Source organism: Terrabacter aerolatus, from assembly GCF_007991735.1.
GTDB classification, from domain to species: domain Bacteria; phylum Actinomycetota; class Actinomycetes; order Actinomycetales; family Dermatophilaceae; genus Terrabacter; species Terrabacter aerolatus.
On record NZ_BJYX01000006.1, the window covers coordinates 90,079 to 102,060 of the forward strand.

Here is an 11,982-nt window from a genome sequence, read left to right on the forward strand (position 1 = left end):
CTCACACGTCAGTCGTCAGGGGGCAGCACCATCGGCGCAGGAGCCGTCGTGGGCTCGGCGCCACGTCGCGCGCTCGACGTCCAGTCGTAGACCACCGAGGTCCGTAGCAGCACGTCAGGCAGCGAGCGGTTCTCGGCGCTGACCAGGACCCAGAAGAGCAGCACCGGGAACGCCACGCACAGCAGCGCCCGCAGCAGAGCGCGCACGAAACCGACACCGCCCGCCCCTTCCCCCACGACCCGCAGCCCGAGCAGCCGGTTGCCCACCGTGCGCCCCGTCGTCGCCCACGCCACCGTGAGGTATGCCGTGAGCACCCCGAGCGCGCAGACGAGCAGTCTCAGCCCGCCCGGGTCCGGGAAGCGGAACGACGCGGGACCGAGCACGAAGAGGGCACCGGACCACACGGCATACCCCAGCCCCACGGCCGCGAACGCGACGACGAGGTCGACGGCTCCCGCAGTCGCCCGCGTGACGATGCCGGCACGGTGGCCCTGGACCGAACGCGCAGGCCCGGGGAGGACGATGCGGGAGACGGGGCCGCGGCCGGGAGGGGGCGAGGTCGTCACGGTGAGCCGGCTCAGACCGTCGTGCCGGGGATCACCGGGCGCACGGGCGCCTCCGCGCTCGGCAGGGCCGGTCCCGGCGTGCGGGGGCGACGGTGGAGCATCCGGTCGACGACGTGGGCGACCCGCTCGTCGGCACTGACTCCCTGCCACCGCACCTCGCGCAGGCTCTCGGAGGCCATCGCCCCCGAGGAGCTCTGGATGATGCCGGGCAGGTCGATCCCCTCGACGACGTACTCGGCGAGCGCGACGAGGTCGAGCCGCGCGACGACGGCGTCGAGGTCGAGCCTTGCGGCGATCGCGTCGATGTCGACGCGGTCGATGATCGCCCCGACGTCGACCCGCGCCACGACCTCGTCCACGTCGACCCGCTCGAGGATCGCCCCGACGTCGACCCGCGCCACCGCACGGTCCAGGTCCGCCCGCGCCACGACCTCGTCCACGTCGACCCGCTCGAGGATCGCCCCGACGTCGACCCGCCGGACGACGGCGTCGACGTCCACGCGCTCGACCGCTCGGTCGAGGTCGACGGCACGCACGACCGCGTCGAGGTCGACGTGGTCGATGACGACGTCGGTCACGTCCACGAGGTCGAGCGCGACCTCGACCACCGCTGCCGCCACTCTGCGGGCCACCTCGAGCGTGCGACGGTTGAGGTCACGCCGCCGCGAGCGCCCGCTCCGGAGCACGTCCTGCGACCAGTCAGCCTGCAGCGCGCGGTCGGCCAGACGGCTCACGGTCGCTGTCACCGGTCCCGTGACGAGCCCCGCGAGAGCCCTGGTGACGAGGGCAGGCGGCCGGACGCGCTCGGCGGCACGCACCGCGACCTCGGCACCGACCGACGCGAGACCGAGGACCAGGTCGGCCACGTCAGCCGGGGTCAGGGGGTCGTACCGCGTGACGGCCCCACCCCCGTCCTCGTGCGCCGCCGTGCTCTCCATGCGTCGTCCCATCACGCGCTGCGGCGCGGCCCGGGCGGGCGACGCCGATGACTCGTTCCACGCCCAGCATGCGTCCGACCCCTGCCGCCGGGCATCACCCTCGGCGAGTGAAGCCCGCCACGCCGCCGCGCCCTCGACCCAGCCTGAGGACCCGGTACCCGGTTCTGGTGAGGGTTGGCGCGGAACGGGGCAGGTGTTGGCAGCATGTGACAACGCCCGGTGACCGCCCGCGCCGGTTGAATCCTCACCATGACAGCAGGCATCTCCCCCGGCCGCCGGATCCGCATCGGCATCGACACCGGCGGCACGTTCACCGACGTCGTCGCCCTCGACGAGGACTCGGGCGAGCTCGTCACGACCAAGACGCCCTCGACGCCGAGCAACCCCGCCGACGGCTTCCTCACCGGCGTCCGCAAGGTCCTCGACCTCATGGGCGCGAGCGGCGACGACATCAGCGCCGTCTCGCACGGCACGACCGTCGCGACGAACAAGCTCCTCGAGGGCAAGGTGGAGGCGCTCGGCTTCGTCACGACGGAGGGCTACGAGTTCATCCTCGAGATCGCCCGTCAGGCCGTGCCCGACGGCTACGGCAACTCCTACTTCTGGGTCAAGCCCGCGCGCATCGTGCCGGCCGACTACGTCAAGACCGTCGGCGGCCGCCTGGACTTCGAGGGCAACGAGATCCGCCCGTTCGACGAGGAGCGCGCCGTCACCGTCGCCCGCTGGTTCAAGGAGCGGGGCATCACGACGATCGCCGTCTGCTTCCTGCACTCCTACGCCGACGACAGCCACGAGCTCGCCATGCGCGAGGTCCTGCGCCGCGAGCACCCCGGGGCCGTCGTCTCGATCAGCTCGGAGGTGCTGCGCGAGTACCGCGAGTACGAGCGCTCCATGACGACCCTCGTCGACGCCGCGGTCAAGCCCAACGTGTCGCGCTACGTCGCCAACATCCACCAGCGGCTCGACGAGTTCGTCGGCAGCAGCGAGAAGCTGCCCTTCTACATCATGAAGTCCAACGGCGGCGTGCTCTCCGCCGACGAGGTCGTGCACCAGCCGATCACGACGGTCCTCTCCGGACCTGCCGCCGGTGCACTCGGCGCCGGCCTCATCGCCGGCCGCGCCGGCTTCGACAAGGTCCTGACCTGCGACGGCGGCGGCACCTCGACCGACGTCTCCGTCGTCCTCGCCGGAGAGCCGACGCTGACGACCGAGGGCACCGTCGGTGCCTACCCGAGCAAGATCCCCATGATCGACGTCGTCACCGTGGGCGCCGGCGGCGGCTCCATCGCATGGATCTCCCCCGAGGGCTCGCTCAAGGTCGGACCCCAGTCCGCGGGCGCCGACCCCGGACCGCTCTGCTACGCCAAGGGCGGCACCGAGCCGACCATCACCGACGCGCACGTGACCCTCGGCCGCATCCCCCCGCACCTGCTCGGCGGCGAGATCCCCCTCGACGTCGACGCTGCCCGGGCCGGGATCACCGAGCTCGCCGCGAGGCTCGGTCTCGACTTCGAGCGCTGCGCCACGGGCATCCTCGAGATCTCCGCATGGAACCAGGCCAACGCCCTGCGCCAGGTGAGCGTCAAGCGAGGTCTCGACGTGCGTGACTTCATGCTCGCCACCTTCGGCGGGTCCGGGTCGCTGCTCGCCTGCCGCCTCGTCGACATCCTCGGCCTCGCCGGCGTCGTCGTGCCGCAGAACCCCGGCAACGTCTCCGCCTTCGGCCTGCTCACCGTGGACGTCAAGAACGACTACGTCCAGACCGCCGTCTCTCGCCACGCCTCGCTCGACCACGCCGCGGTGCAGAAGACGTTCGACGACCTGACGGCCAAGGCCGCGGGCGCCCTCGACGCCGAAGGCTTCCCGCGCGACAGCCACCGCTACACCCGCACCGTCGACCTGCGCTACTTCGGCCAGGCCTACGAGGTCCGCGTCGCCGCGCCCGAGGGCGACGTCGACGAGGCGTATGCCGCGGGCGTCGCGTCGCGCTTCCACGACGAGCACCGCGCCCTCTACGGCTACGACTTCCGCAGCGACCCGACGCAGCAGGTCGAGTGGGTCAACCTGCGCGTCACCGGCGTCGGGCCCATCACGCGCCCGGAGCTGCGCGAGCTCGCCGAGGCCACCGGCGCCGCCGACGTGCGCGAGCGGGCCCACCGGTCCGTCAGGCCGGTGTGCTTCGACGCCGAGACCGGCTACGTCGAGACCGACGTGTGGTGGCGTCCCGACCTCCTCGCCGGCGACACCATCGAGGGTCCGGCGATCGTCGAGGAGTTCGGCTCGACCGTGCCGGTCCACCCCGGCTTCGTCGTCCGTGTCGACACGCTCGGCAACCTCGTCATCACCAAGAGCGCCGACCAGACCACCGCCCCCACGACCGAGATGGAGGCCTGACATGTGCTTCTCCTGCCAGACCGCGGCGACCCGCCTCGCCCCCGTCGACGCCGCCACCGGCTCACTGCACCCTGACGGCTCGGCCACCCACGACGGCGCCCCGGTGAACCCCGCAGGTCTCCCCACGGCATACGAGCACGGCAACCGCCTGACGCCGGAGGGCAGCTCGGTCGACCCCATCCTCGTCGAGATCGTCGAGGGCACCCTCGCGAGCGTCGAGATGGAGGTCGAGACGGCCATCGCGCGCACGTCCCGCTCCCCCATGATCCGCGACGCGCACGACTTCCGCGCCGGCATCCACGACCGGCAGCTGCGCAAGCTGACCGGCCGCTCCTACAGCGCGCTCGTGCACCCCATCGCCCGTGACTTCCCGCTGGCGGAGATGAGCGAGGGCGACGTCTTCTTCCACAACGACGTCTACGAGTCCGAGGGCGGCATCGGCCACCTGCCCGACCTCTGCGTCACCGTCCCGGTCTTCTCCGGCGGCGAGGTCGTCGCGTTCGTCCAGGCGTTCGGCCACCACGACGACATCGGCGGCGCCGTGCCCGGATCGATGCCGAGCAACGCGCAGACGGTGTTCGAGGAGGGCCTGTCGGTCCCACCGATCAAGCTGTGGGACAAGGGAGTTCCCAACCAGGCGGCGCTGCGCATCATGACGCGCAACAGCCGCATGCCCGACAGCCTCGCGGCCGACCTCGACGCCGAGTGCTCGGCCTGCCTCATGGGCGCGCGTCGCCTCTCCGAGCTCTTCGAGCGCTACGGCCGCGACACCATCGAGGCCGCCTTCGACGCGATCCTCGACAAGACGACCGAGACCTACCGCCGCGAGATCCTCAGCAAGATCCCCGACGGCACCTACGTCTGGGAGGACTACGCCGAGCACGACGGCGTCGACGAGCCGATGCTGCACACGCAGCGGATCACGCTGACGAAGGTTTCGACCGGCGGCCCCGGCCCCGGCGACGGAGGCCCCAAGCTCATCATCGACTTCACCGGCACCGCCAAGCAGGCCAAGGGCCCGATCAACCACTGCGGCGACTACGTCGGCGGCAACTTCCTCAAGAAGTGGCTCGCGCCGATCCTGCGCAACCTCGCCGACACCCCCGAGCGGATGGCCGAGCTCGACGTCAACGAGGGCATCGTGCCCCTCATCGAGATGAAGTTCCCCGAGAAGGGGACGCTGCTCACGCCGATCTACCCCGCGCCGACCAACGCCCGCACGTTCGTCATCCTGCGCCTGCTCGGCGTGCTCGCCGGCGTCGTCGCCAAGGCCGTCGACGGCAAGATGCCCGCCGACCAGGAGACGATCCGCTACACCGGCGTCTACGGCAAGGACCGCGACGGCAACGACTACCTCATGCGCGAGGTGCTCGGCGGCGGCTCGGGTGGTCGCTACTACGCCGACGGCGAGGACACCATCCACGTCGTCCCCGACAGTCGCAACCTGCCGACCGAGTTCACCGAGAGCCGGTTCCCGTTCATCGTCGAGCGCCTCGGCCTCGCGGTCGACTCCGGCGGCGCGGGCCGCCACCGCGGCGGTCTCGGCTACGAGAAGCACATCCGGATGCTCAAGGACGCTCACTTCATGTCGATCGCCGACCGCTCGATCCTCGCCTGCTGGGGCGTCAAGGGCGGCAAGGCCGGCCGTCCCTTCGAGGTCACCGTCGACGTGGGCGGACCCGAGGAGCGCACCGTCGACGCCCTCGCCGACGCCGAGGTCGTCAAGGCCGGACAGGTGATCCGGATCCGGACCACGGGCGGTGGCGGTTGGGGCGACCCGCTCGAGCGTCCGTACGACGAGATCGAGCGCGACCTGCGCTGGGGCAAGGTCTCGTTCGACGGCGCGCGCCGCGACTACGGCGTCGTCGCGACCGGCGACCTCGACGAGCCGGTCATCGACGCGGCCGCGTCGGACGCCCTGCGCGAGCAGCTGCGCGCCGACCGTGCGGACGAGCAGCCGTTCTTCGACCGCGGTCCGGGCTACGCGACGCTCGCCGCGGGACAGACTGCGGCGGATGTCGACTGGGTCTGAGCGTGACGACGTTTCTCGTGATCGGCGCGGCCGGCAAGACCGGCCGCGCCGTCACGCGCTGCCTCACGTCACAGGGAGCCGTCGTGCGCGCTGCCGTGCGATCGCCGGAGCGGGCCGAGACAGCGTATGCCGTTGGGGCCCGGTCGATCTCGGTCGTTGACCTCGCCACGGGCCTGGGCCTCGACGAGGCCGTGGCGGGTGTCGACGGCGTCTACCACCTGGCGCCCAACGTGCACCCCGACGAGGTGGCCATGGCAGACCGGGTCGCCGGCGCCGCCGCCCGGGCAGGCTTGTCCCGCTTCGTCTTCCACTCCGTGCTGCATCCCGACGACGCGTCGATGCCGCACCACCTGCGCAAGGCGGAGGCCGAGAAGGTCGTGCGCACCCACCTGCCCGGAGCAACGGTCCTGCGCCCCGCGGCATACCACCAGAACCTCGTCGGGCCGGCCGTCTCGGGCAGGCTGGCCGTGCCGTACTCGCTCGACGCGCCGTTCACGAACGTCGACCTCGAGGACGTGGCCGAGGTGGCGGCCACGGTGCTGACCCATTCAGGGCACGAGGGTGTCACCTACGACCTCGCGGGGCCCGAGGTGCTCTCGGTGCGCGACCAGGCGGCCGTGGCCACGGACGTTCTCGGGCACCGCGTCGAGGCCGTCCGCGTCGACGTCGCGGAATGGGCCGCCGGGCCGGGTGCCACCCTGTCACCGCAGGCGCGGGCCGACCTCCTGGCCATGTTCGCCGCCTATGACCGCGCCGGTCTCGTCGGCGACCCGTCCACGCTCCGACGCCTGATGGGACGCGAGCCCCGCACGTGGGGGCAGGCCCTCTCCGCGGTCTGACGACCCGCAGGTTCGACTCGCCGGCGAGGCCCGGCCTCAGTCGATGTCGCGTTCCTCGATGGTCTGGCGCACCGTGCTCGTCGGCGTCGACGCGCCGCTGGGCCGCTCCTCGCGGGTGATGATGCGCTGACGCTGCGTGCCCTTGCGGGCGTGCCAGATGATCCCGCCCCCGGCCACCATGAGGATGACCCCGACGATGGGCAGGCTGATGACCGACGTGTTGGCCCGGACCGCGAAGGTCAGGATCGCCCCCACGACGGCGAGCAGGACTCCGACTCCCACGGGTGGTCACCTCTCGGCTCGAGCGAAGCGCCCCTGACAGCGCCTCACGACATTATCGTCCCCGTACCCGGCGGACCACCACGGGCCGTCCGACCCGACGGCATACATCTGCCAATGTCGGGGCCCGCGTTGGGCAGGAGGTGACAACGCGCCCGCTCCGCCGCGCTCCCTAGGCTCACGCCATGACGACCGAGGACGCGCCGTGAGGGTGCTCGTGGCGCTGGGCGGCAACGCCATGATCGGGCCCGACGGCAGCGCGACGCCCCAGGCCCAGCTGCATGCCATCGCCGGCGCCAGCCGCCATCTCGCCGAGCTCGTCGCGGCCGGCCACGAGGTCGTCGTGACGCACGGCAACGGGCCCCAGGTGGGCAACCTCCTCGTCAAGAACGAGCTGGCCGCGCACGTCGTGCCGCCGGTGCCGCTCGACTGGTGCGGCGCGCAGACGCAGGGGACGATCGGCTTCACGCTCCTCGACACCCTCGAGACCGCGCTCGCCGAACGGGGCGTCGAGCGCCCCGTCGCGGCGATCATCACGCGCACCCTCGTCGACGCCGACGACCCCGGCTTCACCCACCCGACGAAGCCGATCGGGCGCTTCCTCCCGCGCGAGCAGGCCCAGACCCTCATCGACCACGGCGAGCGCTGGGAGGACCGCGGCGACAAGGGCTGGCGACGGGTCGTGGCCTCCCCCGAGCCCGTCGAGGTCCTCGAGACCCACACGCTCCACACACTCCTCGCCGCCGGATACGTCGTCGTCACGGCCGGCGGCGGGGGCATCCCCGTGGTCCGCGACGCGGACGGCGCGGTGCGCGGTGTCGAGGCAGTCATCGACAAGGACCTCACGGCAGCCCTGCTCGCCCGCGCTGTCCACGCCGACGTGCTCGTCATCGCCACCGACGTCGCCCATGCCGTCGCGGCCTGGGGCACGCCAGAGGCCCACGACATCGGCCGCGTCACGCTCGCGGAGATGGAGACGTATGCCGCCGACGGGCACTTCGCGTCGGGCTCCATGGGCCCGAAGGTCGAGGCGGCTCTGCGCTTCGTCCGGTCGGGCGGTTCGCGCTCGATCATCACGGCCCTCGACCAGCTCGCTCCGGCCATCGACGGCCACGTCGGGACCGTCATCGAAAACCCTGAAAGAGAAAGGTGATTCACGTGCCCGAAGCCATTGAGGTGCGCAAGGTCCCGATCCACTCGGTCGCCGACGCGTCGGAGCTCGCCAAGCTCATCGACGACGGTGTCATGGAGGCGAGCCGTGTCGTCGCCATCATCGGCAAGACCGAGGGCAACGGCGGCGTCAACGACTACACCCGCATCATCGCCGACCGCGCCTTCCGCGAGGTCCTCGTCGAGAAGGGTGCACCGGCCGACCAGGTCAAGCAGGTCCCGATCGTCTGGTCCGGTGGCACCGACGGCATCATCAGCCCCCACGCGACGATCTTCGCGACCGTGCCGGCCGAACGCGCCGAGCAGTCCGACGAGCCTCGGCTGACCGTGGGGTTCGCCATGAGCGAGCCGATCAAGCCGGAGGAGATCGGCTACGTCGCCATGGTGAGCAAGGTCGCCGACGCCGTGAAGGTCGCGATGGAGCGCGCCGGCATCACCGACCCGGCCGACGTGCACTACGTCCAGACCAAGACGCCGCTGCTGACGATCCACACGATCCGCGACGCGAAGTCCCGCGGCCACGAGGTCTGGACCGAGCACACGCACGAGTCGATGGACCTCTCCAACGGCACGACCGGCCTCGGCATCGCCGTCGCGCTCGGCGAGATCGAGATGCCGACCGACGCCGACATCATGCACAACCGGTCGCTCTTCTCCTCCGTGGCCTCGTGCTCCTCGGGTGTCGAGCTCGACCAGGCGCAGGTCGTCGTGGTCGGCAACGCCAAGGGCGTCGGCGGCCGCTACCGCATCGGTCACTCCGTCATGCAGGACGCCCTCGACGCGGACGGCGTCTGGGGCGCGATCAAGGACGCCGGGCTCGACCTGCCGGAGCGCCCGCACAGCAGCGACATCCAGGGCCGGCTCGTCAACGTGTTCCTCAAGTGCGAGGTGAGCCAGGACGGCACCGTGCACGGCCGCCGCAACGCGATGCTCGACGACTCGGACGTGCACTGGCACCGTCAGATCAAGTCGGCGGTCGGCGGCGTGACGGCGTCCGTGACCGGTGACCCGGCCGTCTTCGTGTCGGTGTCGGCCGCCCACCAGGGCCCCGACGGTGGCGGCCCGGTCGCCGCGATCGTCGACCTCGGCGAGGGCGAGCCCACCGGCTACCGCTGGGCCCGCTGACACCCAGCCACCGTCGAGAGGCCACGAACGGCCTCGCCGCCCCGCGCCCCCGCAACACATCCCGCAACACACCGAGCAGGTGGCAACCATGCCGGCTGCAACCGTCGAGGTTGGCCGCTGCTCGGTGTGTTGTGGGGGGCGTCAGTGGGCGAAGTGGCGGGTGCCCGTGAAGTACATCGTCACGCCGGCCGCCTTGGCCGCCTCGATGATCTCCTCGTCGCGGATCGAGCCGCCGGGGGCCACGACGGCACGCACCCCCGCGTCGAGCAGGATCTGCAGGCCGTCGGCGAACGGGAAGAAGGCGTCGGACGCGGCGACCGAGCCACGGGCACGGTCCTCCCCCGCGCGGCGCACGGCGAGGTAGCAGGAGTCGACGCGGTTGACCTGGCCCATGCCGACACCGACTGCGGCACCGTCCTTGGCCAGCAGGATCGCGTTGGACTTCACGGCGCGGATGGCGCGCCAGGCGAACTGCAGGTCGGCGATCGTCGCGTCGTCCGCGGCCTCGCCGGAGACGAGACGCCAGTTCGCCGCGTCGTCGCCGCCGGTCACGGTGTCGCCCTCGCCGCGGACGACGGCGTCGACCTTGTCGACCGACTGCACGAGCAGACCACCGCTGACGGCGCGCGTCTCGATGGGGTCGGCCGCCTCGGCCATGCCGGCCGGCAGGCGCAGCACCCGCAGGTTCTTCTTCGCCGTGAGGATCTCGAGGGCCTCGGGCTCGTAGTCGGGCGCGATGATGACCTCGGTGAAGACCGGCTTGGCCGCCGCCGCCATGGCCGCCGTCACGGTGCGGTTGGAGGCGATGATGCCGCCGTAGGCGCTCACGGGGTCGGTGGCGTGGGCACGCTCGTAGGCCTCCTCGATCGTGGCGCCCACGGCGATGCCGCACGGGTTGGCGTGCTTGATGATCGCGACGGTCGGCTGGTCGCCGTGGTCGTGTGCGGCACGCACGGCGGCGTCGGTGTCGACGTAGTTGTTGTAGGACATCTCCTTGCCGTGCAGCTGCTCGGCCGAGGCCACGCCGGGACGCCAGTGACGGTAGAGCGCCGCCTGCTGGTGCGGGTTCTCCCCGTAGCGCAGCGCCGCCGCGCGGTCGAAGCTCGCGCCCGTCCACGCCGGGAAGCCGGTGCCGTCGGTCGTGTCGGCGTAGGCGTTGCCCATCCAGCTCGCCACGGCGACGTCGTAGGAGGCCGTGTGCACGAACGCCTCGGCGGCGAGCCGCTGACGCTGGGCCAGCGTGAAGCCGCCCGCCCCCAGGGCCTCGACGACCTGGGCGTATGCCGTGGGGCTCGTCACGATCGCGACGCTCGGGTGGTTCTTGGCCGCGGCACGCACCATCGACGGGCCGCCGATGTCGATCTGCTCGATGCACTCGTCGGGCGTCGCGCCGGAGGCGACGGTCTCGCGGAACGGGTAGAGGTTGACGACGACGAGCTCGAACGGCTCGACCCCGAGGTCGGCGAGCTGCTGGACGTGATCGTCCTTGCGGGTGTCGGCGAGGATGCCGGCGTGCACCTTGGGATGCAGCGTCTTGACGCGTCCCTCGAGGCACTCCGGGAAGCCCGTGAGCTCCTCGACCGGCGTCACGTCGATGCCGAGCGCCGCGATGGTCTTCGCGGTCGAGCCGGTCGACACGATGCCGACGCCCGCCGCGTCGAGGGCGCGGGCGAGGTCCTCGAGGCCGGTCTTGTCGTAGACGGAGACGAGCGCCCGCTTGATCGGGCGGCGGCCGCCCGGGTCGGTGGACGGCGCGGCGGACGGGGCAGCAGTCATGGGGTGCACTCCTGGTTCGGTGACATCGGTCGCGGCGTGCCGCGGGTCGGGTGGACCCGACGGCTTCCGTTCTCGCGAGGCACCCAGGCGGTCGATGCTCCCGACGTCACTCCCCGGTGGTGTCCCACCCGCGCCAGTCGTGTGAGTTCAGCCTAGCGGTCAGCGCGCGCCGATCCGAACCCGTCGACCCTCGACGACGAACCCCTCACGGGCCAGCCGGCTGACGACGTCGACGAGCAGGTCGCGCTCCTGGACCTTGATCCGCTCGTGCAGGCTCTCCTCGGTGTCGTCGTCCTCGACGGCCACGACCCGCTGCTCGATGATCGGCCCGGTGTCGACGCCGGCGTCGACGACGTGACAGGTCGTGCCCGTCACCTTGACGCCGTAGGCGAGGGCATCACGGACGCCGTGCGCGCCGGGGAAGCTCGGCAGCAGCGCGGGGTGGGTGTTGACGACGGGCTGCGCGCCCAGCGTCGCCGGCCCGAGGATCCGCATGAAGCCGGCCGTGACGACGAACCGCGGGCCCGCCGCGGCGACCCGTTCGGCGAGCGCGAGGTCCCAGGCGCCACGGTCCTCGAAGTCGGCCGGGCGCACGACGAAGGTCGGGATGCCGGCCTGCTCTGCCCGCTGCACTCCCTGGCAGGCGCGGTCGGCCCCGACGGCGGCGATGCGCACGCCGTAGGCCGGGTCGACGGCCGCGTCGAGGAGCGCCTGCAGGAGCGTCCCTGACCCCGAGACGAGCACGACGACCGGCACGGGCTGCCCCGGAGAGCTCTCGGATCGTGCGGTGGCTGGGGCGACGGCACGGGGATCAGAGGTCACGCGCCGGAGTGTAGCGACTGCCCCGGAGGCCGCCCCCGGTC

10 protein-coding genes and 1 riboswitch are annotated in these 11,982 nt (G+C 72.0%); of the genes, 5 read left to right on the forward strand and 5 right to left on the reverse strand.

Translation table 11 applies throughout. The annotated features are described in order from the left end of the window. Positions 1-8: 8 nt before the first annotated feature. Entirely contained in the window at positions 9-566 is a 558-nt protein-coding gene (locus TAE01_RS07640; protein ID WP_222594090.1) for an RDD family protein, read from the reverse strand. A gap of 11 nt (positions 567-577) precedes the next feature. After that, positions 578-1,504, reverse strand: a complete 927-nt coding sequence (locus tag TAE01_RS07645) for a hypothetical protein (protein ID WP_147065058.1) — start codon at positions 1,502-1,504, stop codon at positions 578-580. Positions 1,505-1,753: 249 nt separating this feature from the next. On the opposite strand from TAE01_RS07645, the gene TAE01_RS07650 reads away from it, so the two are divergent. From TAE01_RS07650 to TAE01_RS07660, 3 genes are read left to right on the forward strand one after another with little or no spacing between them, the layout of a single operon-like run. Continuing rightward, positions 1,754-3,898, forward strand: coding sequence for a hydantoinase/oxoprolinase family protein (locus tag TAE01_RS07650; protein WP_147065060.1), 2,145 nt, complete (start codon positions 1,754-1,756; stop codon positions 3,896-3,898). 1 nt (position 3,899) lies between these two features. Further along, complete coding sequence (locus tag TAE01_RS07655; RefSeq protein ID WP_222594091.1) at positions 3,900-5,930, forward strand: hydantoinase B/oxoprolinase family protein; 2,031 nt, start codon at positions 3,900-3,902, stop codon at positions 5,928-5,930. Between the two features lie 2 nt (positions 5,931-5,932). Further along, a complete protein-coding gene (locus TAE01_RS07660; RefSeq protein ID WP_147065062.1) occupies positions 5,933-6,769 on the forward strand; it encodes an NmrA family NAD(P)-binding protein in 837 nt (278 codons plus the stop codon). A gap of 36 nt (positions 6,770-6,805) precedes the next feature. Here TAE01_RS07660 and TAE01_RS07665 read toward each other — a convergent pair whose 3' ends face one another. Next, positions 6,806-7,051: a hypothetical protein gene (locus TAE01_RS07665; RefSeq protein WP_147065064.1), complete on the reverse strand. Its 246-nt coding sequence runs from the start codon at positions 7,049-7,051 to the stop codon at positions 6,806-6,808. A gap of 202 nt (positions 7,052-7,253) precedes the next feature. On the opposite strand from TAE01_RS07665, the gene arcC reads away from it, so the two are divergent. Then, complete coding sequence (gene arcC, locus TAE01_RS07670; protein ID WP_147065065.1) at positions 7,254-8,201, forward strand: carbamate kinase; 948 nt, start codon at positions 7,254-7,256, stop codon at positions 8,199-8,201. Between the two features lie 5 nt (positions 8,202-8,206). After that, positions 8,207-9,343, forward strand: a complete 1,137-nt coding sequence (bar, locus tag TAE01_RS07675; RefSeq protein WP_147065068.1) for a barbiturase — start codon at positions 8,207-8,209, stop codon at positions 9,341-9,343. A gap of 141 nt (positions 9,344-9,484) precedes the next feature. Here the strand turns inward: bar and purH are convergent, their stop codons facing one another. Both purH and purN read right to left on the reverse strand, forming a co-directional pair. Beyond that, positions 9,485-11,119, reverse strand: a complete 1,635-nt coding sequence (gene purH, locus TAE01_RS07680) for a bifunctional phosphoribosylaminoimidazolecarboxamide formyltransferase/IMP cyclohydrolase (protein ID WP_147065070.1) — start codon at positions 11,117-11,119, stop codon at positions 9,485-9,487. A gap of 74 nt (positions 11,120-11,193) precedes the next feature. Beyond that, positions 11,194-11,270: riboswitch (ZMP/ZTP riboswitch) on the reverse strand. Positions 11,271-11,278: 8 nt separating this feature from the next. Next, complete coding sequence (purN, locus tag TAE01_RS07685; protein WP_147065300.1) at positions 11,279-11,875, reverse strand: phosphoribosylglycinamide formyltransferase; 597 nt, start codon at positions 11,873-11,875, stop codon at positions 11,279-11,281. Between the last annotated feature and the right edge of the window lie 107 nt (positions 11,876-11,982).